This is a genomic window from Citrobacter sedlakii NBRC 105722 (assembly GCF_000759835.1).
GTDB lineage: Bacteria > Pseudomonadota > Gammaproteobacteria > Enterobacterales > Enterobacteriaceae > Citrobacter_A > Citrobacter_A sedlakii.
Genome location: NZ_BBNB01000018.1, coordinates 57,863 through 84,119, shown reverse-complemented (window position 1 = coordinate 84,119; position 26,257 = coordinate 57,863). Strand labels below are relative to the sequence as shown.

23 protein-coding genes and 1 tRNA gene are annotated in these 26,257 nt (G+C 54.6%); 15 read left to right on the top strand and 9 right to left on the bottom strand.

Annotated elements, in window-relative coordinates:
- The first annotated feature begins 8 nt into the window (after positions 1-8).
- Positions 9-84 (top strand) — tRNA-Trp (locus tag CSE01S_RS21150).
- A 95-nt stretch (positions 85-179) separates the two neighbouring features.
- Here CSE01S_RS21150 and hdfR read toward each other — a convergent pair.
- On the bottom strand, positions 180-1,013 hold the full coding sequence (hdfR, locus tag CSE01S_RS21145) for an HTH-type transcriptional regulator HdfR (protein WP_042292860.1): 834 nt from the start codon (positions 1,011-1,013) through the stop codon (positions 180-182).
- A 118-nt stretch (positions 1,014-1,131) separates the two neighbouring features.
- On the opposite strand from hdfR, the gene maoP reads away from it, so the two are divergent.
- A complete protein-coding gene (gene maoP / locus CSE01S_RS21140) occupies positions 1,132-1,470 on the top strand; it encodes a macrodomain Ori organization protein MaoP (RefSeq protein ID WP_042292859.1) in 339 nt (112 codons plus the stop codon).
- A 25-nt stretch (positions 1,471-1,495) separates the two neighbouring features.
- On the opposite strand, the gene CSE01S_RS21135 is transcribed toward maoP, so the two are convergent.
- Positions 1,496-3,016, bottom strand: a complete 1,521-nt coding sequence (locus CSE01S_RS21135) for a YifB family Mg chelatase-like AAA ATPase (RefSeq protein WP_042292855.1) — start codon at positions 3,014-3,016, stop codon at positions 1,496-1,498.
- A gap of 351 nt (positions 3,017-3,367) precedes the next feature.
- Here CSE01S_RS21135 and ilvL point away from each other — a divergent pair, with 351 nt between their 5' ends.
- The 6 genes from ilvL (at position 3,368) to ilvA (ending at position 9,921) form a co-directional block, all read left to right on the top strand.
- Positions 3,368-3,466 carry an ilv operon leader peptide gene (gene ilvL / locus CSE01S_RS21125; RefSeq protein ID WP_001311244.1) on the top strand — a complete coding sequence of 33 codons (99 nt, stop codon included), beginning with the start codon at positions 3,368-3,370 and terminating at the stop codon, positions 3,464-3,466.
- A 139-nt stretch (positions 3,467-3,605) separates the two neighbouring features.
- Complete coding sequence (gene ilvG, locus CSE01S_RS21120; RefSeq protein WP_042292848.1) at positions 3,606-5,252, top strand: acetolactate synthase 2 catalytic subunit; 1,647 nt, start codon at positions 3,606-3,608, stop codon at positions 5,250-5,252.
- Complete coding sequence (gene ilvM / locus CSE01S_RS21115) at positions 5,249-5,512, top strand: acetolactate synthase 2 small subunit (protein ID WP_042292846.1); 264 nt, start codon at positions 5,249-5,251, stop codon at positions 5,510-5,512. Before ilvG ends, ilvM begins: the two co-directional genes overlap by 4 nt.
- A 19-nt stretch (positions 5,513-5,531) precedes the next feature.
- Complete coding sequence (gene ilvE, locus CSE01S_RS21110; protein WP_042292843.1) at positions 5,532-6,461, top strand: branched-chain-amino-acid transaminase; 930 nt, start codon at positions 5,532-5,534, stop codon at positions 6,459-6,461.
- Positions 6,462-6,523: 62 nt separating this feature from the next.
- On the top strand, positions 6,524-8,374 hold the full coding sequence (gene ilvD, locus CSE01S_RS21105) for a dihydroxy-acid dehydratase (RefSeq protein ID WP_042292842.1): 1,851 nt from the start codon (positions 6,524-6,526) through the stop codon (positions 8,372-8,374).
- A gap of 2 nt (positions 8,375-8,376) precedes the next feature.
- The gene (gene ilvA, locus CSE01S_RS21100) at positions 8,377-9,921 is read left to right on the top strand and encodes a threonine ammonia-lyase, biosynthetic (RefSeq protein ID WP_042292866.1); all 1,545 of its coding nucleotides are present in this window, start codon (positions 8,377-8,379) and stop codon (positions 9,919-9,921) included.
- Here the strand turns inward: ilvA and ilvY are convergent.
- Positions 9,918-10,808 (bottom strand): HTH-type transcriptional activator IlvY, encoded by an 891-nt coding sequence (ilvY, locus tag CSE01S_RS21095; protein WP_042292841.1) that lies wholly within the window; start codon positions 10,806-10,808, stop codon positions 9,918-9,920. The two genes, ilvA and ilvY, sit on opposite strands and share 4 nt — an antisense overlap.
- A gap of 152 nt (positions 10,809-10,960) precedes the next feature.
- On the opposite strand from ilvY, the gene ilvC reads away from it, so the two are divergent.
- A complete protein-coding gene (gene ilvC, locus CSE01S_RS21090) occupies positions 10,961-12,436 on the top strand; it encodes a ketol-acid reductoisomerase (protein ID WP_042292840.1) in 1,476 nt (491 codons plus the stop codon).
- A gap of 63 nt (positions 12,437-12,499) precedes the next feature.
- Here the strand turns inward: ilvC and ppiC are convergent, their stop codons facing one another.
- From ppiC to CSE01S_RS21070, 4 genes are all read right to left on the bottom strand, one after another.
- Positions 12,500-12,781, bottom strand: coding sequence for a peptidylprolyl isomerase PpiC (gene ppiC, locus CSE01S_RS21085; protein ID WP_001140251.1), 282 nt, complete (start codon positions 12,779-12,781; stop codon positions 12,500-12,502).
- A 100-nt stretch (positions 12,782-12,881) separates the two neighbouring features.
- On the bottom strand, positions 12,882-14,027 hold the full coding sequence (locus CSE01S_RS21080) for a glycerate kinase (RefSeq protein ID WP_042292833.1): 1,146 nt from the start codon (positions 14,025-14,027) through the stop codon (positions 12,882-12,884).
- A gap of 7 nt (positions 14,028-14,034) precedes the next feature.
- On the bottom strand, positions 14,035-15,303 hold the full coding sequence (locus CSE01S_RS21075) for a GntP family permease (RefSeq protein WP_042292830.1): 1,269 nt from the start codon (positions 15,301-15,303) through the stop codon (positions 14,035-14,037).
- 119 nt (positions 15,304-15,422) lie between these two features.
- Positions 15,423-16,562, bottom strand: a complete 1,140-nt coding sequence (locus CSE01S_RS21070) for a sugar diacid recognition domain-containing protein (protein WP_042292828.1) — start codon at positions 16,560-16,562, stop codon at positions 15,423-15,425.
- A 393-nt stretch (positions 16,563-16,955) separates the two neighbouring features.
- Here CSE01S_RS21070 and rep point away from each other — a divergent pair, with 393 nt between their 5' ends.
- On the top strand, positions 16,956-18,980 hold the full coding sequence (rep, locus tag CSE01S_RS21065) for a DNA helicase Rep (protein WP_042292826.1): 2,025 nt from the start codon (positions 16,956-16,958) through the stop codon (positions 18,978-18,980).
- 30 nt (positions 18,981-19,010) lie between these two features.
- Here rep and gppA read toward each other — a convergent pair whose 3' ends face one another.
- Together gppA and rhlB are read right to left on the bottom strand one after the other, a co-directional pair.
- A complete protein-coding gene (gene gppA, locus CSE01S_RS21060; protein ID WP_042292825.1) occupies positions 19,011-20,501 on the bottom strand; it encodes a guanosine-5'-triphosphate,3'-diphosphate diphosphatase in 1,491 nt (496 codons plus the stop codon).
- Positions 20,502-20,506: 5 nt separating this feature from the next.
- Positions 20,507-21,772 carry an ATP-dependent RNA helicase RhlB gene (rhlB, locus tag CSE01S_RS21055; RefSeq protein WP_042292822.1) on the bottom strand — a complete coding sequence of 422 codons (1,266 nt, stop codon included), beginning with the start codon at positions 21,770-21,772 and terminating at the stop codon, positions 20,507-20,509.
- Positions 21,773-21,915: 143 nt separating this feature from the next.
- Here rhlB and trxA point away from each other — a divergent pair, with 143 nt between their 5' ends.
- The 5 genes from trxA to wzzE all read left to right on the top strand — a co-directional run bounded on the left by trxA (position 21,916) and on the right by wzzE (position 26,243).
- The gene (trxA, locus tag CSE01S_RS21050; RefSeq protein WP_042292820.1) at positions 21,916-22,245 is read left to right on the top strand and encodes a thioredoxin TrxA; all 330 of its coding nucleotides are present in this window, start codon (positions 21,916-21,918) and stop codon (positions 22,243-22,245) included.
- A gap of 125 nt (positions 22,246-22,370) precedes the next feature.
- Complete coding sequence (locus CSE01S_RS23215) at positions 22,371-22,493, top strand: rho operon leader peptide (protein WP_120714861.1); 123 nt, start codon at positions 22,371-22,373, stop codon at positions 22,491-22,493.
- Between the two features lie 87 nt (positions 22,494-22,580).
- Positions 22,581-23,840, top strand: a complete 1,260-nt coding sequence (rho, locus tag CSE01S_RS21045) for a transcription termination factor Rho (RefSeq protein ID WP_002437993.1) — start codon at positions 22,581-22,583, stop codon at positions 23,838-23,840.
- 240 nt (positions 23,841-24,080) lie between these two features.
- The gene (gene wecA, locus CSE01S_RS21040) at positions 24,081-25,184 is read left to right on the top strand and encodes a UDP-N-acetylglucosamine--undecaprenyl-phosphate N-acetylglucosaminephosphotransferase (RefSeq protein ID WP_042292819.1); all 1,104 of its coding nucleotides are present in this window, start codon (positions 24,081-24,083) and stop codon (positions 25,182-25,184) included.
- A gap of 12 nt (positions 25,185-25,196) precedes the next feature.
- The gene (gene wzzE, locus CSE01S_RS21035; RefSeq protein WP_042292818.1) at positions 25,197-26,243 is read left to right on the top strand and encodes an ECA polysaccharide chain length modulation protein; all 1,047 of its coding nucleotides are present in this window, start codon (positions 25,197-25,199) and stop codon (positions 26,241-26,243) included.
- Positions 26,244-26,257 lie beyond the last annotated feature (14 nt).

Below are 26,257 nucleotides of genomic sequence, written 5' to 3'. Positions count from 1 at the left end.
CCCTAATTAGGGGCGTAGTTCAATTGGTAGAGCACCGGTCTCCAAAACCGGGTGTTGGGAGTTCGAGTCTCTCCGCCCCTGCCATAAAATAATCCTTAGCATTTGCTAAGGATTTTTTTTGTTTGTAAAACAGTAAATTCACCATCCCTTCTTATCGGCATCCTTGCCTCCTGATTGTTTTATTCTTCCAGTACGACGGTTTTTAAAAGATCTCTGATCAGCGCATGTTTATCGCTATTCTGCAGCCATATGGCGTATAACGGACGCGATAGCGTTGCACTGTCGGCAACGGTATGCAAACCGCCTTTTTCCTTAGCCCATGCTGTGGGTAACCAGGTGCAACCATTCAACGCCGACAGTTGCTGTCTGGCCAGTTCGGCGGAACTGGTGGTTAGCACGGGTATTTCATCCGAGGCGATCAGACCTACTTCATGCTGCTGAAAGTCCGGACCCCACTCCAGCCGCAAATAATTCAACGCATCCTTTAGCGTAGAAGGGCGCGCGCAGTATAACGCCAGGGTGAAATGCCCAAGTAACTGACTACTGAATTCATCCATCTTCGGCGCTTCGGTCGTGATCAGCAGATCAAGCTGACGCTCATGTAACTGCTTGACCAGAGACTGGCGCTGGGCAATACGCGCTTCGAATTGCAGGCTGGTTTGCGGCTCTTGTGTCTGGTATAGCCGACCCAGCCAGTCATTGAGCATACACTCCCACAAAGAAGCGCTGGCACCGATAGAGAACTCATTATGCCTTGAGGTATGGGCGACTTCTTTGCGGGCCGCCTGCCACGTATTCATCAGCGTTTCGGCATAGGGTAAAAGCTTCTCCCCCGCTGCTGTTAAGCGGATATTGTTTCTGTGGCGTGTGAAAAGGTTCACGCCCAGCTGGTTTTCCAGCTGTCTGATGCGAAAGCTCACCGCCGACTGTGTCAGATAGAGTGCTTCCGCAGCCCGGCCAAAGTGGCGTGTCCGGCTCACTTCCAGGAAAGTTTTTAGCAATTCCGTATCCACAGTGCTCTCCGCAAAATTATTTGTCGTTATGATTTAAATGTTTTGTTTTACACTCTGTCAAGCGTAACTAATACTCCGCGCCATAAATAGCTCGGCCAAAGAATTAGGAGCGTGCAGGATGGCGGAAAGCTTTACGACGACTAATCGATATTTCGACAACAAATATTATCCACGCGGGTTCTCTCGTCATGGTGATTTCACCATCAAAGAGGCACAACTGCTTGAGCGTCATGGTTATGCCTTCAACGAGCTGGATCTTGGCAAGCGTGAGCCGGTTACCGAGGAAGAGAAACTCTTTGTGGCGGTATGCCGTGGTGAACGCGAGCCGGTGACCGAAGCGGAACGTGTATGGTCTAAATACATGTCGCGCATCAAGCGTCCAAAACGTTTCCACACCCTGTCAGGCGGTAAACCGCAGATGGAAGGGGCTGAAGACTATACTGAGTCTGATGACTAACGAAAAAAGGGCGTAAGCCCTTTTTTTACGTCAGGAGTTTCTGCAGATGAGCAAGCAACCTGTCTATGGCCCGGTAGCTCACTGCTTCCTGTAAATGCTGGCGAGTGATCCCTTCCGCCTGTTCGAGATCGGCAATGGTCCGGGAAACCTTCAACAAACGTTGCCACGCCCTGATAGACAACCCCAGATGGATGAGCGTTTCTTCCAGCCACTGCGAATCCTCGTTGTTCAACGGGCAATGCTGACGAATTTCTTTATTTTGCAAATGTGCGTTGAGTTTACCCTGGCGCCTGTACTGCTGTTCCTGCGCAGCGATGACCCGCTGCTTAACCGTAGCGCTACTTTCACCTTTGACTTCGGTCTGACTGAGCATACCTGCAGGTAGCAACGGGATCTCCAACGAAAGATCGAAGCGGTCGAGAAACGGTCCGGACAGCCGGCCAAGATAGCGCAGTGTTTGTTCTGGCGTACATCGATTGTGTTTTCCCTGATAATGTCCGGTAGGGCCGGGGTTCATTGCCGCAACCAATTGAAAACGCGCCGGATAGGCGATCTTAGCCCGCGTGCGCGAAAGGTGAATCTGCCCGGACTCTATCGGCTCACGTAACGCATCTAATGTGCGTCGTTCGAATTCGGGGAGTTCATCGAGAAAAAGTATGCCGTTATGCGCCAGAGAAATTTCACCGGGTCCGGGAATGGAGCCGCCACCGACCATTGCCGCCAGGGATGCGCTGTGATGTGGCGATCGAAAGGGGCGCTGTTTCCACTGCTTTTGCACACTGGTCGAATTAACCAGGCTAAGGATTGCCGCGCTTTCCAGCGCCTCTTTGTTACTTAGAGGTGGTAGTAATCCATTAAGCCGACTGGCAAGCATTGTTTTACCGGTGCCCGGAGGGCCAATAAGAAGCAGGTTGTGTCCACCTGCCGCCGTAATCTCCAGGCTGCGCTTACCTTGCTCCTGGCCAATAATATCGTTGAGATCGTCGTGAGTGGGCGAAGAACCCCATACGCCCGGGGAAGGGGGATCGAGCGGCTGCTTGCCTTCCAGAAATGCGCAGACTGCCTGCAGATGGTCGGCTATCAGACAGCCATCGCCGTCAATCAGTCCTACTTCGTCTTCATTCTCTTTTGCAACGATGATGCTTCTTCCTGCGCGTATCGCTTCGGTTGCGCTGGAGATGGCGCCAGGAACGCCACGTAGCGCGCCTGTAAGCGCTAATTCGCCCACTAACTCATATTGATCAAGCCTATGGGTCTTAAGCTGCTCAGAAGCCACCAGAAGCGCAACGGCGATAGGTAAATCATATCGCCCTCCCTCCTTGGGGAGATCGGCAGGGGCAAGATTAATCGTGATTTTCTTAGCCGGGAATTCATACCCGCTATTGATAATAGCGCTACGAACCCGATCCCGGGCCTCCTTTACGGTGGTTTCCGGCAGCCCCACCAGCGTCAGGCCTGGGAGCCCGTTACTGATATGGACTTCGATTGTGATAGCCGGCGCGTTAACGCCGAGCGCAGCTCGCGTATGAACAATTGACAGTGACATAGCCCCTCCAGAGGCCATGATTATGGCGTACGCGTTAGGGTGAATGTTGTGTAATTTTGCGTTTTTTCGGGGATGATTCCGGTATTTTTACGGAATTTGAAAGCATAAAACCGTATTCCGGAAGACTGCTCGCAAAAGGCGATCAGACAGGTATGTTGCACAACGGAAACAGCGAGTTACCCGTGCAAGGTGAATTTTTTTCAAATATCACTTTTTGTATAAAAAACAACGGCGTTACGTTAAAGCATCAGCAGCGACGGAAAAAACAAACCAAAAAAATCTTGTGCAATCGGCAAAATCTATGGTAACTCTTTAGGCATTCCTTCGAACAAGATGCAAGAATCGACAAAAATGACAGCCCTTCTACGAGTGATTAGCCTGGTCGTGATTAGCGTGGTGGTGATTATTATCCCACCGTGCGGGGCTGCACTTGGACGAGGAAAGGCTTAGAAATCAAGCCTTAACGAACTAAGACCCCCGCACCGAAAGGTCCGGGGGTTTTTTTTGACCTTAAAACTACCATCGAGGAGCAGATAATGAATAACAGCATAAAATTCTGTTTCGCAGGATTTACGGCGGGGAACTAACTATGAATGGAGCACAGTGGGTGGTACATGCGTTGCGTGCGCAGGGTGTCGAGACCGTTTTCGGCTATCCCGGTGGCGCAATTATGCCGGTCTACGATGCGTTGTATGACGGTGGCGTGGAGCACCTGTTGTGCCGCCATGAGCAGGGTGCTGCGATGGCCGCTATTGGCTACGCCCGCGCTACAGGTAAAACCGGAGTCTGTATCGCCACTTCCGGCCCGGGGGCGACTAACCTGATCACCGGCCTGGCGGATGCGCTGCTGGATTCCGTTCCGGTAGTGGCTATCACGGGGCAGGTTTCTGCGCCGTTCATCGGTACTGATGCATTTCAGGAAGTGGATGTATTAGGTCTTTCGCTGGCCTGCACCAAACACAGTTTCCTGGTGCAGTCGCTGGAAGAATTGCCACGCATCATGGCAGAGGCGTTTGACGTCGCCCGTTCCGGCCGTCCCGGTCCTGTACTGGTCGATATCCCGAAAGATATCCAGTTAGCCAGCGGTGCGCTGGAACCATATTTCACCACCGTTGAAAGCGAAGCGGCTTTCCCCCATGCAGAAGTTGAACAGGCTCGCGCTATGTTGGCGCAGGCGCAAAAACCTATGTTGTACGTCGGCGGCGGCGTAGGAATGGCGCAGGCGGTACCGGCGCTGCGTGAGTTTCTGGCGACAACACAAATGCCCGTTACCTGTACGCTGAAAGGGTTAGGCGCCGTGGAGGCTGACTATCCGTACTACCTGGGGATGCTTGGTATGCATGGCACCAAAGCGGCAAATTTCGCGGTACAGGAGTGCGACTTACTGATTGCGATCGGCGCACGTTTTGATGACCGGGTGACTGGCAAATTAAACACTTTCGCGCCGCACGCCAGTGTGATTCATATGGATATCGACCCGGCTGAGTTGAACAAACTGCGCCAGGCCCACGTTGCGCTGCAGGGCGATTTAAATGCCCTTCTGCATGCTTTACAGCAACCGGTAAATATCGATGCGTGGCGCCAGCGTAACGCGGAGCTGCGAGCGGAACACAGCTGGCGCTACGACCATCCGGGCGATGCCATTTACGCGCCGCTGCTGTTGAAGCAGCTGTCCGAACGTAAACCGGCAAACTGCGTGGTGACAACCGATGTCGGCCAGCACCAGATGTGGTCAGCGCAACACATGACTTATACCCGTCCGGAGAATTTCATCACCTCCAGCGGATTAGGCACCATGGGGTTTGGCTTACCGGCTGCGGTGGGCGCACAGGTTGCGCGGCCCAACGATACCGTAATCTGTATCTCCGGTGATGGCTCCTTCATGATGAACGTTCAGGAGTTAGGCACCGTAAAACGCAAGCAGTTACCGTTGAAGATGGTATTACTGGATAACCAACGGTTAGGGATGGTTCGACAATGGCAACAACTGTTTTTTGCAGAACGATATAGCGAAACCACTCTGACTGATAACCCCGATTTCCTTATGTTAGCCAGCGCTTTCGGCATCCCTGGCCAACACATCACCCGTAAAGACCAGGTTGAAGCGGCACTCGACACCCTGCTGAACAGCGAGGGGCCATACCTGCTTCATGTCTCAATCAATGAACTTGAGAATGTCTGGCCTCTGGTGCCGCCTGGCGCCAGCAACTCTGAAATGCTGGAGAAAACATTATGATGCAACATCAGGTCGCCGTTGAAGCTCGCTTTAATCCCGAAACGTTAGAACGCGTATTGCGCGTGGTCCGTCATCGCGGATTTCAGGTATGCGCCATGAATATGGAAGCCGCCAGCGATGCGCAAAACATCAATATCGAATTAACCGTTGCCAGTCCTCGGTCGGTCGACTTACTGTTTAGTCAGTTAACAAAACTGGTAGACGTTGCACATGTTGCCATCTGCCAGAGCACAACCACATCACAACAAATCCGTGCTTGAGCGCGACAGGAAGAAAAAAATGACGACGAAAAAAGCTGATTACATTTGGTTCAATGGGGAGATGGTTCGTTGGGAGGACGCGAAAGTCCACGTGATGTCCCACGCGCTGCATTACGGTACGTCCGTGTTTGAAGGTATCCGTTGCTACGACTCTCACAAAGGACCGGTGGTGTTCCGTCATCGTGAACACATGCAGCGTTTGCATGACTCAGCCAAAATTTATCGTTTCCCGGTTTCGCAAAGCGTGGACGAATTGATGGAAGCCTGTCGCGACGTGATCCGTAAAAACAACCTGACCAGCGCCTACATACGTCCGCTGGTGTTTGTCGGTGATGTTGGCATGGGCGTGAACCCACCTCCGGGATACAACACCGACGTGATCATCGCAGCGTTCCCATGGGGCGCATACCTGGGCGCCGAAGCCCTGGAACAGGGGATCGATGCGATGGTGTCGTCCTGGAATCGCGCAGCGCCAAACACCATTCCGACGGCGGCGAAAGCGGGCGGCAACTATCTTTCCTCTCTGCTGGTGGGCAGCGAAGCCCGCCGCCATGGGTATCAGGAAGGTATCGCTCTGGACGTGAATGGCTATATCTCCGAAGGCGCAGGCGAAAACCTGTTTGAAGTGAAAGATGGCGTGCTGTTCACGCCGCCGTTTACTTCTTCCGCGCTGCCGGGTATCACCCGCGACGCGATCATCAAACTGGCGAAAGACCTCGGTATCGAAGTTCGCGAGCAGGTACTGTCCCGCGAATCCCTGTATCTGGCTGACGAAGTGTTTATGTCAGGTACCGCGGCGGAAATCACCCCGGTGCGCAGCGTTGACGGAATCCAGGTAGGCGAAGGCCGCTGCGGTCCGGTCACGAAGCGCATTCAGCAAGCCTTCTTCGGTCTCTTCACCGGTGAAACGGAAGATAAATACGGCTGGTTGGATCAGGTTAATCACTAAGAATAAAAAATGGGACGGCACGCACCGTCCCATTTCACAGACAGACACTGGGAGTAAAAAGTATGCCTAAGTACCGTTCCGCCACCACCACTCATGGCCGCAATATGGCGGGAGCCCGCGCGCTGTGGCGCGCCACTGGAATGACCGATGACGATTTTGGTAAGCCGATCATTGCGGTCGTGAACTCGTTTACCCAGTTCGTGCCGGGGCACGTGCACCTGCGCGATCTCGGTAAACTGGTTGCCGAACAGATAGAAGCCGCAGGTGGCGTGGCGAAAGAGTTCAACACCATCGCCGTGGATGATGGTATCGCCATGGGCCACGGAGGGATGCTTTATTCGCTGCCGTCCCGCGAATTGATCGCCGATTCAGTCGAGTACATGGTGAACGCTCACTGCGCTGATGCGATGGTTTGTATCTCCAACTGCGACAAAATCACCCCCGGAATGCTGATGGCCTCATTGCGCCTGAACATTCCGGTGATCTTTGTTTCCGGCGGTCCGATGGAAGCCGGGAAAACCAAACTGTCCGATCAGATCATCAAACTCGATCTGGTCGACGCGATGATCCAGGGCGCAGACCCGAAAGTCTCTGACGACCAAAGCAATCAGGTTGAACGCTCTGCCTGCCCGACCTGTGGTTCCTGTTCCGGAATGTTCACCGCCAACTCCATGAACTGCCTGACCGAAGCGCTGGGTCTTTCCCAGCCGGGGAACGGTTCGCTGTTGGCGACCCACGCTGACCGTAAACAGCTGTTCCTTAACGCCGGCAAACGCATCGTTGAGCTGACGAAACGCTACTACGAGCAGGACGACGCCAGCGCGCTGCCGCGCAACATCGCCAGCAAGGCAGCATTCGAAAACGCCATGACGCTGGATATCGCCATGGGCGGTTCAACCAATACCGTTCTGCACCTGCTGGCCGCCGCGCAGGAAGCGGAGATTGACTTCACCATGAGCGATATCGACAAACTGTCCCGCAAAGTGCCGCAATTGTGCAAGGTGGCGCCAAGCACCCAAAAATACCACATGGAAGATGTTCACCGTGCAGGGGGCGTGCTGGGGATCCTCGGCGAACTGGATCGTGCGGGGTTGCTGAACCGTGACGTGAAAAACGTACTGGGGCTGACGCTGCCGCAAACGCTTGAGCAGTACGACGTGATGGTGACGCAGGATGAGGCCGTGAAGCAGATGTTCCGTGCCGGTCCGGCTGGCATTCGCACCACCAAAGCGTTCTCGCAGGACTGTCGTTGGGAGACACTGGACGACGATCGCGCAGGAGGATGTATCCGCTCGCTGGAACATGCCTACAGCAAAGACGGCGGTCTGGCGGTACTGTACGGTAACTTCGCGGAAAACGGCTGCATCGTAAAAACCGCAGGCGTGGATGACAGCATCCTGACTTTCACCGGCCCGGCGAAAGTCTACGAAAGCCAGGACGACGCGGTAGAAGCCATTCTCGGCGGCAAAGTGGTGGAAGGCGACGTTGTGGTGATCCGCTACGAAGGGCCGAAAGGCGGTCCGGGAATGCAGGAAATGCTCTACCCAACCAGCTTCCTGAAATCCATGGGCCTCGGCAAAGCCTGTGCGCTGATCACCGATGGTCGTTTCTCTGGCGGGACCTCTGGTCTCTCCATCGGCCACGTTTCCCCTGAAGCGGCAAGCGGCGGCAATATTGGCCTGATTGAAGATGGCGATCTTATCGCCATTGATATCCCTAACCGTGGCATTCAGTTGCAGGTGAGCGACGCCGAACTGGCGGCGCGCCGTGAAGCGCAGGAAGCGCGCGGTGACAAAGCCTGGACGCCGAAAAACCGTCAGCGTCAGGTGTCGTTTGCCCTGCGCGCCTACGCCAGCCTCGCGACCAGCGCAGACAAAGGTGCGGTGCGCGATAAATCCAAACTTGGGGGCTAATGATGGCCGAGTCACAACCCTTATCAGCCGCCCCCGAGGGGGCGGAATATCTCCGGGCGGTGCTGCGCGCGCCGGTTTATGAAGCGGCGCAAGTCACGCCTCTGCAAAAAATGGAAAAACTCTCCTCGCGCCTCGACAACGTCATCCTGGTGAAGCGCGAAGACCGCCAGCCGGTGCACAGCTTTAAGCTGCGCGGCGCTTACGCGATGATGGCGGGCTTAACCGAGGACCAAAAAGCGCGCGGTGTGATCACCGCGTCGGCGGGCAATCATGCGCAGGGCGTGGCGTTTTCCTCTGCGCGTCTGGGCGTGAAGGCGCTGATTGTCATGCCGGTTGCGACTGCTGATATCAAAGTGGATGCGGTGCGCGGTTTTGGCGGAGAAGTCCTGCTACACGGCGCGAATTTTGATGAGGCGAAAGCCAAAGCGATCGAACTGGCGCAGCAGCAGGGCTTTACCTGGGTGCCGCCGTTCGACCACCCGATGGTGATTGCCGGGCAGGGAACGCTGGCCCTTGAACTGCTCCAGCAGGACGCTCACCTTGATCGCGTGTTCGTGCCGGTGGGCGGCGGCGGCCTGGCGGCAGGTGTGGCGGTGCTGATCAAACAGCTGATGCCGCAGATCAAGGTCATTGCCGTTGAAGCGGAAGACTCCGCGTGCCTGAAAGCGGCTCTCGATGCCGGGCATCCGGTCGATCTCCCGCGTGTGGGGCTGTTTGCCGAGGGCGTGGCGGTCAAACGCATCGGCGATGAAACCTTCCGTCTGTGCCAGGAGTATCTTGACGATATTATCACGGTTGATAGCGATGCTATCTGCGCGGCTATGAAAGATCTGTTCGAGGACGTGCGTGCGGTGGCGGAACCGTCCGGCGCGCTGGCGCTGGCGGGCATGAAAAAATATATCGCCCAGCACAACATTCGCGGCGAACGTCTGGCGCACGTGCTGTCTGGCGCCAACGTTAACTTCCACGGCCTGCGCTACGTTTCCGAGCGCTGCGAGCTGGGTGAACAGCGTGAAGCCTTGCTGGCGGTGACCATTCCGGAAGAGAAGGGCAGCTTTCTGAAATTTTGCCAGCTCCTCGGCGGTCGTTCGGTAACGGAATTTAACTACCGTTTTGCCGATGCCAAAGATGCCTGCATTTTTGTCGGCGTGCGTTTAAGCCGCGGTCTGGAAGAGCGCAAAGAGATCCTTAATTTGCTGAATGACGGCGGCTACAGCGTGGTCGATCTCTCTGACGACGAGATGGCGAAGCTCCATGTGCGCTATATGGTCGGCGGGCGTCCATCTAAGCCGCTGAAAGAACGACTTTACAGCTTCGAGTTTCCGGAATCTCCCGGCGCCTTGCTGAAGTTTTTGTATACGCTCGGCACCCACTGGAACATCTCTTTGTTCCATTACCGCAGCCATGGCACCGACTACGGGCGCGTGCTGGCAGCCTTCGAACTGGGCGATCACGAGCCGGATTTCGAAACGCGCCTGAACGAACTGGGCTATGAGTGTCACGACGAAACTCAAAACCCGGCGTTCCGTTTCTTTCTGGCGGGCTAGTGGTTCGGCAATATCTTCCAGAACGCGTCAATCAGCGGCTCATGCAGCCGCTTTTTCGTTGCGCACACCCCCAACTCAAACGGAGTTTTTTCGTCGCTACGTTCTAAAATCATCACGCGATTGCGTACCGGTTCAGGACTGTTTTCCAGCACCACTTCCGGCAGCAGCGCCACGCCGCAGCCGAGCGCGACCATCGACACCATCGCTTCATGCCCGCCGACGGTTGCGTAAATCATGGGGTTACTGATTTTATGGCGGCGAAACCACAGCTCAATGCGGCGGCGCACTGGCCCCTGGTCAGCCATGATGAACGGCACTGTCGACCAGTCGGGTTTTTCCACCGCGACCTGACTGCGTACCGGGCAGGGTAACGCCGGGGCGATCAGCACCACCGCCAGATTCTCCAGCATCGAGAATGCCACTGCGCCGGGCAGCGTTTCGGGTTTCCCGGCAATGGCGAGATCCGCTTCGCCCGTCACCACCTTTTCCATCGCGTCGGCGGCGTCGCCCGTGGTGAGTTTAATTTCCACCGAGGGGTGCTCCGCGCGAAAGCGATCGAGAACAGGCGGCAAATGACTGTAAGCGGCGGTCACGGAGCAGAAAATATGCAGCTCGCCGGAGAGCGACGGTCCCTGCTGATCGAGCGTGTGCCGCAGTTGCTGATACTGCAATAAGGTCTGTTGGGCAAAGACCCGTAGCTCTTCGCCCGCTTCCGTGAGCGTGACGGTGCGGTTGTCGCGCACGAACAGCGGCTGGCCAAGGTCTTCCTCAAGGCGCTGTATCTGTCGGGAAAGCGTGGACGGGCTGACGTGCATCGCCCGGGCGCTGCGGCCAAAGTGACGGCTTTCCGCCAGATGCAGGAACATTTTCAAATCGCGTAAATCCACCGATTCCACTCCCTCTTTTTACATTGCAAAAATTGCAACATGACGTTGTGAATATATCAATTTCCGCAATAAATTTCCTGTTGTAATGTGGGTACATTCTCGCTGAAACGCGAACCGAACAATAAGACACACAACATCACGAGGTATCACCCATGGCTAACTACTTTAATACACTGAACCTGCGCCAGCAGTTGGCGCAGCTGGGCAAATGCCGCTTTATGGGCCGCGACGAATTTGCCGATGGCGCGAGCTACCTTCAGGGTAAAAAAGTGGTCATCGTCGGCTGTGGCGCGCAGGGTCTGAACCAGGGCCTGAATATGCGTGACTCCGGTTTGGATATCTCTTACGCCCTGCGCAAAGAAGCAATTGCCGAAAAGCGCGCGTCCTGGCGTAAAGCGACCGAAAACGGCTTTAAAGTGGGTACCTACGAAGAGCTGATCCCGCAGGCGGACCTGGTGGTAAACCTGACGCCAGACAAGCAGCACTCTGACGTGGTGCGTTCCGTACAGCCGCTGATGAAAGACGGCGCCGCGCTGGGTTACTCTCACGGCTTTAACATTGTTGAAGTGGGCGAGCAGATCCGTAAAGACATCACCGTGGTGATGGTGGCGCCGAAATGCCCGGGTACGGAAGTACGCGAAGAGTACAAGCGTGGCTTCGGCGTGCCGACCCTGATCGCGGTTCACCCGGAAAACGATCCGAAAGGCGAAGGCATGGCGATTGCCAAAGCATGGGCGGCAGCGACCGGTGGCCACCGCGCGGGCGTGCTGGAATCGTCCTTCGTTGCGGAAGTGAAATCTGACCTGATGGGCGAGCAGACCATTCTGTGCGGCATGCTGCAGGCGGGTTCTCTGCTGTGCTTCGACAAGCTGGTGGAAGAGGGCACCGACCCGGCATACGCGGAAAAACTGATTCAGTTTGGCTGGGAAACCATCACCGAAGCGCTGAAGCAGGGGGGCATTACGCTGATGATGGACCGCCTGTCTAATCCGGCGAAACTGCGTGCTTACGCGCTCTCCGAACAGCTGAAAGCGATCATGGCGCCGCTGTTCCAGAAACACATGGATGACATCATCTCCGGCGAATTCTCTTCCGGCATGATGGCGGACTGGGCGAACGACGATAAGAAACTGCTGACCTGGCGTGAAGAAACCGGTAAAACCGCGTTCGAAACGGCGCCACAGTATGAAGGCAAAATCAGTGAGCAGGAGTATTTCGATAAAGGCGTATTGATGATCGCGATGGTGAAAGCAGGCGTTGAGCTGGCGTTCGAAACCATGGTGGATTCCGGCATCATCGAAGAGTCTGCGTACTACGAATCCCTGCACGAACTGCCGCTGATCGCGAACACCATCGCCCGTAAGCGTCTGTACGAAATGAACGTGGTTATCTCTGATACCGCCGAGTACGGCAACTACCTGTTCTCTTACGCCTGCGTACCGCTGTTGAAAGAGTTCATGACCACCCTGCAGCCGGGCGATCTGGGCAAAGCGATTGCGGAAGGGGCGGTAGACAACGCGCAGTTGCGCGATGTGAACGAGGCGATTCGTGGCCATGCTATCGAGCAGGTAGGTAAGAAACTGCGCGGCTATATGACCGATATGAAGCGTATCGCTGTCGCTGGCTAATTCCGCGAAGCCAGCATCCGGCAAAGATAAAAAACCCGGTGTTTGAAGACACCGGGTTTTTTGTTAGTTACGGTACAGCACCTTAATGATGTGGTAGCCGAACTGGGTGTGCAGCGGACCGGTTGGTTCCAGTACCGGGCAGGAAAAGACCACTTTATCGAATGCCGGAACCATCTGGCCCTGACGGAATTCGCCCAGGTCGCCGCCGCGTTTGCCAGACGGACAGATTGAGTGTTTCTTCGCCAGTTTGCCGAAGTCGGCGCCGTTTTTAATCTGCTCAAGAAGATCCAGCGCCAGTTTTTCTTCTTTAACAAGAATATGCAGTGCTGCTGCTGTTTTTGCCATAATCGTGCCTTGCGTGGGATAAGTGAAGCGGGCGATTTTAGCATGGGGCTGGTGAGAAAGAATATCCAGGCCAGCTACTGCTTGCAGGCCTGGCTGAAGATTAGCGCATCTGCTGCTGTGATAATTTCCAGACGCTGGCAATATTGCGTGCCGAAACGCGCAGGTTGTATTCCGCATCCTGTAGCGCTTCCGGCAGCGTGGCGATTCGCGTCAGCACGGAGAACACCGCGTCCAGCCCGTGCTGATGCACAATCTGGTGATCGGTCGTTAAGCCGCCCGCCAGCGCGATCACCGGTTTCTGATACCGCTTAGCGCAGCGTGCGACGCCAATCGGCGTTTTACCGCTGATGCTCTGGCTATCAAGACGACCTTCACCGGTGATCACCAGGCTGGCATCCGCGACCAGGCTATCGAGATGCAGCGCGTCAATAACAATCTCCACGCCCGGCTTTAACTCCGCGTTCAGTATCCCTAACAGCGCCGCGCCCATGCCGCCTGCGGCGCCTGCGCCAGGCGTCGTCATCACGTTTCGTCCGGTTGCGTCCTGAAGCCGTTTACCAAAGTTGGCCAGCGCAGCGTCTAAGGAGGCAACCATTTCCGGCGTTGCCCCTTTTTGCGGACCGAAGATGGCTGACGCTCCTGTTGCGCCACAGAGTGGATTGTTAACGTCGCAGGCGACGGTGACAGAAACGTTTTTCAGTCGAGCGTCGCAGCCTGAGGCATCGATGATGGCCAGGTCGCTTAGCGCGCCGCCGCCGAAAGGAAGCGATTTCCCGTTTGTATCAAGCAGCGCCACACCAAGTGCCTGTAGCATACCTGCGCCGCCGTCATTGGTGGCGCTACCGCCAATCCCGAGAATAATGCGCTCAACGCCGTGGTTCAGCGCGGCAAGGATCAGTTCGCCGGTGCCATAGCTGGTGGTGAGCGTAGGGTTACGGCGTTCTGGCGGGACATGATGCAGTCCGGATGCGGAGGCCATTTCAACGATTGCCGTTTTCCCATCTCCCAGCATACCCCAGCGCGCCTGTACTGGCGTCCCCAGCGGTCCGGTCACATTCTGGAACAGATAATGGCCTTCGGTTGCTTCAACCATTGACTCGACGGTACCTTCGCCGCCGTCTGCCATCGGCAATTTGACATACTCGGCCTCGGGATAAATTTCACGAAATCCCTGCTCGATAGCGGTGGCCACCTGCATGGCCGATAAACTTTCTTTAAATGAATCTGGTGCAATGACTATTTTCATCGTGTCCTTACCCGGCAAGTCCGAAGACGCCAAACATCAGTGTGGAAATCAGGGCGATAACAAAACCGACAAGGGTTTCATAAGGCAGCAGTTTTAACCGTTCGTGGATCGGCATGCCGACACTGCCGCCCGTGGCGTGGAAGAAGCTGCCGTGGGGCAGGTGATCCAGTACGGTTGCGCCAGCGTGAATCATGGCGGCACCGGCAAGGGCTGATACGCCAAGACCCAGCAGCGTCTGGCTGAATACCCCGGCGGCAACGGCGGTTCCCGCCGTGGTGGACGCTGTTGCCATAGACATGATTGCACCGGAAATAGGGGCCAGCAGATAAGAAGGCAGGCCGGAAGAGGTCAGCCCATGAATGAGCACATCTTTCAGTTCCGAGTTGGCGATAATCCCGGCGAGCGTACCGGTACCGAGCAGCATGATGGCTACCGGCGCCATGCGCGTAAGCCCGGACATCATAAAGGCGTTACTTTGCTTAAACCTGCCCATTAGGATCGCACCGGCTAACCCACCGACGGGCAGGGCAATCAGCGGATCGATGGCGATACCCGCAACAGGTCGTAGCGCCAGCAGCACAATGGCGACGAGCGGCGCGCTGATAGCGGCAAGAAATCCCGGCTGCTTGCCGTGGTTGTCGTGTGAAATCACTTCGTCGGGCATCACCATCAAGCCTTTCTGGCTGAGACGTTTTGCCAGGAAATAAGCCACGATCAGGCCGAACAGACCGGGGATTATCCCGGCCATCATCACGGAGGTGAGGGGAACATGAAAGGCGTCCGACGCGGCGATGGCATTGGGGTTAGGCGACATCACATTACCCGCTTTACCGCCGCCAATCATCGCCAGCAGAATGGCGAGTTTTGACAAACCGGCACGACGGGCAATAGACAGGGCAATCGGTGCAACGGTGATAACCGCCACGTCGATAAATACGCCGACGGCGGTCAGAATCATCGTCGCAATGGCTAAGGCTAAAAGCGCCCGGCTTTCGCCCACTTTTTTCACTACCGTTTCAGCGATGGTGTTTGCCGCGCCGGATTCAATTAACACGCCGGCCAGTACACCTGCCGCGAGAATGCGCAGCACGGCATTGGTAATGCCTTGCGCGCCGGTGACCATTAGCGTCACGGTTTGCACCAGATCGGCGCCGCCGACCAGACCGCCTACCAGCGCGCCGACCATCATGCCGTAAGCCGGCGAGACTTTGCGTAAAATTAAAACGATCGCCACCACGAGTGCGATGATGGCGCCAGTTGCTGTTATTGAAACCATCTTCTGCTTTCTCCATGAAAATAACAGGGGGCAGTATGGAGAAAGCAGCCGCGTTAGACTTGTGTGTATCGGCTAAAAATACGGCGCCAGACGGCGAAAAATTTGGAGGAAAATACAGTTCAGCGCTGTAACTCCATGCCGATATACAACCAGAGTAACTGTTTTAAGTTATTGATTTGTATTCCTGTAATATCTTCCACTCGCTGCAGTCGATAGCGTAATGTATTGACATGAATATGCAGGCTGGTCGCTGTTTGCGAAAGATCACAATTATGCTCAAAATAATGCTGTAGCGTTTTTTGCAGAACGCCTTTGGTGTCCTGGGCAACCAGATCGCGCCAGATTTTGGATAATTCTTCCGCTTGCCAGGTACCGGAAAGCCCGCCCAATAATGACGCCAGCGCATAGTCGTCATGAAAAATGAACTGATGCTTCAACTTCAGTCTTTTCGCCATGGCCTGGGTGGATTTCGCGGTCTGAAAAGAGCGACGCAGGCCGTTTTCTCCGGTGAAATAGCCGCCGACGATCAGTCGGGAAAAACCACAGGACTGTGCGTAATGTTTAAATCTCTGCAGATCGCTTAGTTCCAACGATTTATGCCAGACGCCGTTTTTTAGCGCGATAGGTTTTAAGATTATCAGCTCATTAAAGTCGGAAAACGTGACCAAATGGTCGCGGGCGCGATATTCAAAATACTCCATCAGATTACGCAGCGCGTCGCGATCCGGTTGTTGCAGTTCCATAATCACCACCACCCGCGGAAGCTGGAGATTAATTCCCAACCATGAGACCACCGCGTTCAGCGAGTCCGGCGGCGGGTCACGCAAAATCAGCTGATTAATCAGCTCTTCGCGGTAACGCTTATCCCACTGTTTTTGCTCGAGGAGCGCCATTTGTTCGATGATTAATTCCGAAGCCATCTTCACCAACTGCGCATATGCCTTCACTTCACCAGGCTCGCCGGTAATGCCCAGTACGCCAATCAGCTGGTCGCGAAAATTAATCGGTAAATTGATGCCGGGCTTAACGCCTTTAAGCTTATTGGCGGTCGCGGAATCAATTTCGACGACCCGGTTTTCGGTCAATGCGAGTACCGCGCCTTCATGGCGTTGATGTAAACGTGAGGCTTCCCCGGAAGCAATGATCATCCCATGCTCGTTCATCACATTTACCGAGTACGGAATTATCCCCATTGTGCGTTGAACTATCTGGCGTGCGGTAGAGTCTTGCAGGTAATAATTAGCGTGAATCTTGTTCATTTTATGCTCAGCATGAAAGGCGGGCGCAATATGTGGCCCATATCCGATCTATTAGCGTATCCAGTGGTGAAATGTTTCGGGTGAACAGACAAAGAAAGCGGGCAGTACGGCCTCTTTTTTGTCGGTTTATACAAATAAAAATGCCCCAGAACGCTTGTATCCTCTGTTTTCCCTTTAAACTCAAATGATTAATTCTGTTTCTGTTCGCCTGTTCCGTCTTTTTTTTCGATGTGATCGACGTAGGATATTGTTCGGAAATTAATCATTTCTTGCACGCCAGCGCCGTGTTCTTTTCTTTCAGGCGGCCTCCGTACGTACAGTCACGGAAAGCTCAATCTCTGCCTCGCTTTCTGCTACAATCCCTCCCCCGTTCGAAGATTGAGCAACATTCCCATGCGTTTAAACCCCGGCCAACAACACGCTGTCGAATTCGTCACCGGACCTTGCCTGGTGCTGGCGGGGGCGGGTTCCGGTAAGACACGCGTTATCACCAACAAAATCGCCCATTTGATACGCGGCTGCGGTTACCAGGCGCGACACATCGCTGCGGTGACCTTTACCAACAAGGCGGCGCGCGAAATGAAAGAACGTGTCGGACAGACGCTGGGGCGTAAAGAAGCGCGTGGGCTGATGATCTCCACCTTCCATACGCTGGGGCTGGAGGTGATAAAACGCGAATACGCCGCGCTGGGAATGAAATCCAATTTCTCGCTGTTTGACGACACCGATCAGGTCGCCTTGCTGAAAGAGCTGACGGAAGGGTTGATTGACGATGACAAAGTGGTGCTGCAACAGCTGATCGCGACGATCTCAAACTGGAAGAACGATCTCAAAACGCCAGCCCAGGCGGCAGCAAGTGCGAAAGGCGAACGCGATCGCATTTTTGCGCACTGCTATGGCCTGTACGATGCGCACCTGAAAGCCTGTAACGTTCTCGACTTTGACGATCTGATTTTACTGCCAACACTGCTGCTGCAGCGTAATGAGGAAGTGCGCGAGCGCTGGCAGAACAAGATCCGCTATCTGCTGGTGGACGAGTATCAGGATACCAATACCAGCCAGTACGAGCTGGTCAAGCTGCTGGTGGGGAACCGCGCGCGCTTTACCGTCGTGGGTGATGACGACCAGTCGATCTACTCCTGGCGCGGTGCGCGACCTCAAAACCTGGTGCTGTTGAGCCAGGATTTTCCGGCGCTGCAGGTTATCAAGCTGGAGCAGAACTACCGCTCTTCCGGGCGGATCCTGAAAGCAGCAAATATTCTTATTGCCAATAATCCGCACGTCTTTGAAAAGCGGCTCTTTTCGGAGCTGGGATATGGCGCGGAGCTGAAAGTGCTTAGCGCAAACAACGAAGAGCATGAGGCCGAGCGTGTAACCGGCGAACTGATCGCCCATCACTTCGTGAATAAAACGGAATACAAGGATTACGCCATTCTGTATCGCGGTAATCATCAGTCGCGGGTGTTTGAAAAATACCTCATGCAGAACCGTATTCCGTACAAAATATCCGGCGGCACCTCGTTCTTCTCTCGCCCGGAGATCAAAGATCTGCTGGCCTATCTTCGGGTGCTGACCAATCCGGATGATGACAGCGCTTTCCTGCGCATCGTGAATACGCCAAAACGCGAAATCGGACCGGCTACGCTGCAAAAGCTGGGCGAGTGGGCTATGACCCGCAATAAAAGCCTGTTTACCGCCAGCTTTGATCTGGGACTGAGCCAGACGCTTACCGGGCGCGGCTACGATTCGTTGACTCGATTTACCCACTGGCTGGGTGAAATCCAGCGTCTGGCCGAGCGCGAACCCATTGCCGCCGTACGCGATCTGATTCACGGCATTGATTACGAATCCTGGCTGTACGAAACCTCGCCCAGCCCGAAAGCGGCCGAAATGCGCATGAAAAACGTCAACCAGCTGTTTAGCTGGATGACTGAAATGCTGGAAGGCAGCGAATTGGATGAGCCGATGACGCTGACCCAGGTGGTGACACGCTTTACGCTGCGCGACATGATGGAGCGCGGTGAAAGCGAAGAAGAACTGGATCAGGTTCAACTGATGACGCTTCACGCCTCGAAAGGTCTGGAGTTTCCGTATGTGTTTATGGTGGGAATGGAAGAGGGGTTTCTGCCGCATCAAAGCAGCATCGATGAAGACAACATTGATGAAGAACGCCGTCTGGCCTACGTAGGCATAACCCGCGCGCAAAAAGAACTGATCTTCACCCTCTGTAAAGAGCGCCGTCAGTATGGCGAGCTGGTACGCCCGGAGCCGAGCCGTTTCCTGCTGGAATTACCGCAGGACGATCTGATCTGGGAGCAGGAACGCAAAGTGGTAAGCGCAGAAGAACGCATGCAGAAAGGGCAAAGCCATCTGGCGAACCTGAAAGCAATGATGGCGGCAAAGAAAGCGAAGTTATAGGCCGGATTCGCGAAGCGTCATCCGGCAAAATCACGATGACTGAACATCTAAAGGCCAGTGAACATAGCTTTGCCACTGGCTTTCCTGCGCAATCAACTCATTTCCCAGCGGATGCTGTTCCAGCCACCCTTTCGGTAGCGTAATCGTCAGTATCTCATTTGTCGCCTGCAGGGCGATCGACGGCAGCAGATCGTCACGACGGCGGCTGGCGAAAATAATCGCCAGTCTTAGCAGACGACAAAGGTGCTCAGCCACGCGCGGCGGCACGGCGTTTTGCTGGTGCAGCGAGGAAAGATCAACCGGGTTGGTCTGGTTCAATAACAGCGTGGCGAGCAGTTTTTTCTGCGCAGGGGTGAATCCAGGCAGGTCCAGATTGCGCACCAGATACGCCGCGTGCTGAGGCGCTTGTTTGAAATCTACGCTCAGGCCGATTTCATGCAGCATGCAGGCGCTGATCAACAGTTCGCGGCTGATCGGCTCAAGGTGCCATTCATGTTCTACTTGTTCGACGAAATTCTCCGCCAGTCTGGCAACGCGGTTCGCTTGTTCGGTGTCGACCATAAACCGACGCTGGACGTTACGCAGCGTACGGCTACGAATATCCTGATCGACTGCAAGATGCAGCATACCGTACACCAGCCCTTCGCGCAGCGCGCCGCCGGCCAGGGTCATGCCCTGAATATTCAGTTCGGTAAAAATGGCGATGAGAATGGCCAACCCGCTGGGGAATACCAGTGCGCGTTCAAGGGTTAAGCCCTCAATTTCCAGTTCTTCCAGACGGCCACAGTGAATCGCCCGCTGTTTCAACTGCTGGAGTTTCGCCAGCGTAATGCGCTCATCCATGCCCTGCGCCATCATGATTTCCTGAAGCGCCTGCACGGTGCCGGATGCACCAACACACACTTTCCAGCCGTGGTAGCGAAGTTCATCGGCTACCGGACGCAGCACGTCTCGTGCGGCTTTTTCCGCTTCGTCGAAATTTTCCTGCGCCAGATTACGGTCGGTGAAATAGCGCTCAAGCCAGGTGACGCAGCCCATCGACAGACTAAACAGCGACGTGGTTTGTGCGCCCGTGCCGGTAACCAGTTCAGTGCTCGCGCCGCCGATGTCGACAACCAGTCGCTGATCCGCGCCGCCGGTGGTATGCGCCACGCCCTGATAAATCAGGCGCGCTTCTTCTTCGCCGCTGATGACCTGTACCGGGCAACCGAGAATCTCTTGCGCTTTAGCGATAAATTCATCGGCATTCACCGCTATGCGTAGCGTTGCGGTCGCAACCACGCGGATTTGCGGCTGGGGAATATCCTGAAGGCGCTCGGCAAACAGGCGCAGGCATTGCCAGCCGCGCTCCATAGCTTCAGCAGAAAGGGCGTTCTCGCTGTTCAGGCCAGCGGCCAGACGCACCTTGCGTTTAATTCGCGTGAGCGTCTGGATGCTTCCCGCCACCTCGCGCACCACCAGCATATGAAAACTATTCGAGCCTAAATCAATTGCGGCGTACAGCGAGGAGGTGCTTAGCATGTTTTTTAACCCGAACGACGACGGTTACGCGGGGCGCCAGCCCGACGCGGGCCATTGCCTGGGCGCGAGCGCGTCAGACGCAGCGGCTTCGGCAGATTGTTCATCAGCGCATCCGGATTGTATTTGCTGACCGGAATGGAGTGACCGATGTAGGTTTCGATCGCTGGCAGGTTCAGCGCGTACTCTTCACACGCCAGGCTGATGGAGTGGCCACTTGCGCCTGCGCGTCCGGTTCGGCCAATGCGGTGGACGTAATCTTCGCAATCGTCCGGCAAATCGTAGTTAAATACGTGGGTTACTGCGGGAATATGCAGCCCGCGTGCGGCAACATCGGTAGCAACAAGAATATCCAGATCGCCGCGGGTGAACTCGTCGAGAATGCGCAGGCGTTTTTTCTGCGCCACGTCGCCCGTCAGCAGGCCCACGCGATGACCATCGGCGGCCAGATGGCCCCAGATGTCTTCACAGCGGTGTTTCGTGTTAGCGAAAACAATGGCGCGATCCGGCCATTCTTCTTCAATTAATGTTTGCAGAAGGCGCATCTTCTCTTCGTTAGACGGATAGAAAAGCTCTTCTTTAATACGGTGGCCGGTTTTTTGTTCCGGCTCGACTTCCACGTATTCGGCGTTGTTCATTTGTTCGAACGCCAGTTCACGCACGCGGTAAGAGAGGGTTGCGGAGAACAGCATGTTCAGACGCTGTGTGGCTGGCGGCATGCGGCGGAACAGCCAGCGGATATCTTTAATAAAGCCCAGATCGTACATGCGATCGGCTTCGTCGAGGACAACGACCTGAATCGCGCCCAGGTTAATGTGATTCTGTTTTGCGTAGTCGATCAGACGGCCTGTGGTGCCGATAAGAATATCGACGCCGCTTTCCAGCACTTTCAGCTGCTTGTCATAGCCGTCGCCGCCGTAGGCGAGACCCAGCTTCAGACCTGTGGTCTGCGCCAACGGCTCGGCATCGGCGTGGATCTGCACGGCTAACTCACGCGTCGGCGCCATGATTAAGGCGCGCGGCTGGTTCACCTTGCGATCGTCAATCGCGGGATGAGAGAGAAGATAATGAAACGTTGACGTCAGGAACGCCATCGTTTTGCCAGTACCGGTTTGCGCCTGCCCTGCAACATCGCGACCGGCCAGCGTAAGCGGCAGCGCGAGGGCCTGAATGGGCGTGCAGTTATGAAACCCTTTATTTTCAAGGGCTTCGATCACCTTTTGGTGCAGGGCGAAGTCGGAAAACTTCTGTTCTGTTAAATGTGTTTTGCTCATAGTGTGGTAGAATATCAGCTTACTATTGCTTTACGAAAGCGTATCCGGTGAAATAAAGTCAACCTTTAGTTGGTTAATGCGACATCAACACGTCGTTGATGAAGGCAAAACCAACGTACCAGGCTTATTCCTGTGGAGTTAATATGAGCGATAAAATTATTCACCTGACTGACGACAGTTTTGACACGGATGTACTCAAAGCGGACGGGGCCATCCTCGTCGATTTCTGGGCAGAGTGGTGCGGACCGTGCAAAATGATCGCCCCGATTCTGGATGAGATCGCTGACGAATATCAGGGCAAACTGACGGTTGCTAAACTGAACATTGACCAGAACCCAGGCACCGCGCCGAAGTATGGTATCCGTGGCATCCCGACTCTGCTGCTGTTCAAAAACGGTGAAGTTGCAGCGACCAAAGTGGGCGCACTGTCCAAAGGTCAGCTGAAAGAATTCCTCGACGCGAATATCGCGTAAGAGGATACCTCATGCTCGGGCGCCCTTAATCCTAAATGATTCGGATGACTGGACGCCCGGCGTGAGTCGTGCTAAGTTAGTGTTGACTTCGTATTAAACATACCTTATTAAGTTTGAATCTTGCTATTTCCACAACGTCTCAGTTTCACCCGAGATGTGGACAGATTCCTGGCTTATCATTCATTCCGTCTTGTCGTTTCAGTTCTGCGTACTTTCCTGTGACCAGACAGCGAACAGACATGAGTTGATGGCCGTAAACAGGCATGGATGACCCTGCCATACCATTCACAACATTAAGTTCGAGATTTACCCCAAGTTTAAGAACTCACACCATTATGAATCTTACCGAATTAAAGAATACGCCGGTTTCTGAGCTGATCACTCTCGGCGAAAATATGGGGCTGGAAAACCTGGCTCGTATGCGTAAGCAGGACATTATTTTTGCCATCCTGAAGCAGCACGCAAAGAGTGGCGAAGATATCTTTGGTGACGGTGTGCTGGAGATATTGCAGGATGGATTTGGTTTCCTCCGCTCTGCAGACAGCTCCTACCTCGCCGGTCCTGATGACATCTACGTTTCTCCCAGCCAAATCCGCCGTTTCAACCTCCGCACTGGTGATACCATCTCTGGTAAGATTCGCCCGCCGAAAGAAGGCGAACGCTACTTTGCGCTGTTGAAAGTTAACGAAGTTAACTATGACAAACCGGAAAACGCCCGCAATAAAATCCTTTTCGAAAACTTAACGCCGCTGCATGCCAACTCTCGTCTGCGCATGGAACGGGGTAACGGTTCGACTGAAGACTTAACGGCGCGCGTGTTGGATCTGGCTTCGCCAATCGGTCGCGGTCAGCGTGGCTTGATTGTGGCGCCGCCGAAAGCGGGTAAAACCATGCTGCTGCAAAATATTGCGCAGAGCATTGCCTACAACCACCCAGACTGCGTGCTGATGGTATTGCTGATCGACGAACGTCCGGAAGAAGTGACCGAGATGCAGCGTCTGGTGAAAGGCGAAGTGGTTGCGTCGACTTTTGACGAACCGGCATCCCGTCACGTTCAGGTCGCCGAAATGGTGATCGAAAAAGCGAAGCGCCTGGTTGAACATAAGAAAGACGTTATCATTCTGCTCGACTCCATCACCCGTCTGGCGCGAGCCTACAACACCGTGGTACCGGCTTCCGGTAAAGTGTTGACCGGTGGTGTGGATGCCAACGCCCTGCATCGTCCGAAGCGTTTCTTCGGGGCGGCGCGTAACGTGGAAGAGGGCGGCAGCCTGACCATCATTGCGACCGCGCTTATCGATACCGGCTCCAAAATGGATGAAGTTATCTACGAGGAGTTTAAAGGCACCGGTAACATGGAACTGCACCTCTCCCGTAAGATCGCGGAAAAACGCGTCTTCCCGGCTATCGACTACAACCGTTCCGGTACCCGTAAAGAAGAGTTGCTGACCACCCAGGAAGAGCTGCAGAAGATGTGGATCCTGCGTAAGATCATTCACCCAATGGGCGAAATCGACGCAATGGAGTTCCTCATCAATAAGCTGGCGATGACCAAGACCAACGATGATTTCTTCGACATGATGAAGCGTTCGTAAGAGTACGACCAGCCAAAAACGCCACGTTTTTACGTGGCGTTTTGCTTTTATGCCTGTAATCTTAACAACGTCTTAATAAGATGTTGCGTAAACACACTCCGCTGCACCGCGTTTTGCCTGGTAAATACGAAATGTGGTTAAAAATAATACAAAACAGACGCTTCGGAATGGAGTTTCCCTTCTGAATACAGGTCTTCGTGGTTATACTTCTGCTAATAATTTTCTCTGAGAGCACGCATTGTGAATTTACTGACAGTCAGTACTGATCTCATCAGTATTTTTTTATTCACGACACTGTTTCTGTTTTTTGCGCGCAAGGTAGCAAAAAAGATCGGTTTAGTGGATAAGCCCAACTTCCGCAAACGCCACCAGGGATTGATACCGTTGGTTGGGGGCATTTCAGTATATGCGGGGATCTGTTTCACGTTCGGCATTGCTGATTATTATATTCCCCATGCTGCTCTTTATCTTGCCTGTGCGGGCGTGCTGGTTTTTATCGGCGCGCTCGACGATCGCTTTGATATCAGCGTAAAAATACGCGCTACCGTACAGGCCGCTATCGGCGTCGTTATGATGGTGGTCGGTAAACTCTACCTCAGCAGTCTCGGCTACATTTTTGGGCCGTGGGAAATGGTGCTCGGTCCTTTCGGTTATTTCCTCACCCTTTTCGCCGTCTGGGCGGCCATCAACGCCTTTAATATGGTTGATGGCATCGACGGTCTGTTAGGTGGGCTTTCCAGCGTCTCCTTTGGGGCGATGGGGCTTATCCTCTGGTTTGACGGACAGACAAGCCTTGCCATCTGGTGCTTTGCGATGATAGCCGCCATCCTGCCGTATATCCTGTTGAACCTGGGCGCGCTGGGTCGACGCTACAAGGTTTTTATGGGGGACGCTGGCAGTACGCTGATAGGCTTTACCGTCATCTGGATCCTGTTAGAAACCACGCAAGGACAAACCCATCCTATTAGCCCGGTTACCGCGCTGTGGATTATCGCCATTCCGCTGATGGACATGGTGGCCATTATGTACCGCCGCCTGCGCAAAGGAATGAGCCCGTTCTCGCCTGACCGTCAGCACATTCATCATTTGATCATGCGCGCAGGGTTTACTTCCCGTCAGGCGTTTGTCCTCATTACCCTGGCCGCTGCCATCCTCGCCTCCATTGGCGTGCTTGCGGAATACTCTCAAATTGTGCCTGAGTGGGTTATGTTGGTGCTCTTTTTGCTAGCATTCTTCCTCTACGGTTACTGCATTAAGCGTGCCTGGAAAGTGGCGAGATTCATCAAACGCTTAAAGCGCAGACTGCGCAGAAACCGAGATAATAAGCCAAATTTAATCAAGTAAATCGAGGGTGCGATGACTCAACCATTACCGGGGGCACACGCCGTGAGCGCTGAAAATGAACTGGATATTCGTGGGTTGTTTCGTACCTTATGGGCCGGGAAGGTATGGATTGTCGGTGTCGCACTGTTGTTCGCGCTGCTCGCGTTAGCGTATACCTTCTTTGCCCGCCAGGAGTGGAGCGCGACCGCCATTTCCGATCGTCCCACGGTGAACATGCTGGGAGGCTACTATTCCCAGCAGCAGTTTCTGCGTAATCTGGATGTCAAAGTCAGCAATACGCCAGCCGACCAGCCTTCGGTGATGGATGAAGCCTACAAAGAGTTCGTGATGCAACTGGCCTCCTGGGATACTCGTCGCGATTTTTGGCTGCAAACCGACTATTACAAGCAACGGATGGTGGGTAACAGCAAGGCCGATGCCGCGATGCTGGATGAGCTGATCAACAATATTCAGTTTATCCCCGGTGATTTCACTCGTGCTGTTAACGACAGCGTCAAGCTGATTGCCGAAACCGCACCTGACGCCAACAATCTGTTGCGCCAGTATGTCGCCTTCTCGAGCCAGCGCGCGGCAAGCCATCTGAATGACGAGCTGAAAGGCGCATGGGCGGCGCGGACCGTGCAAATGAAAGCGCAGGTTAAACGCCAGGAAGAGGTGGCAAAAGCCATTTTCTCCCGCCGCGTAAGCAGTATCGAACAGGCGCTGAAAATCGCCGAGCAGCACAATATTTCTCGCACGCAGACAGATGTTCCGCCGGATGAATTGCCGGAGTCGGAACTGTTTTTATTGGGACGTCCGATGCTCCAGGCTCGCCTCGAAAATTTACAGGCCGTTGGTCCCACCTTCGATCTGGACTACTTCCAGAACCGGGCCATGCTAAATACATTGAACGTGGGGCCAACCCTGGACCCGCGTTTTCAGACCTATCGCTATTTGCGGACGCCGGAAGAACCGGTAAAACGCGATAGCCCGCGCCGTGCCTTCCTGATGGTGATGTGGGGCATCGTGGGGGGGCTTATCGGCGCTGGTGTTGCGTTAACCCGCCGCCGCACGATCTAGCACGACTGCCGCAG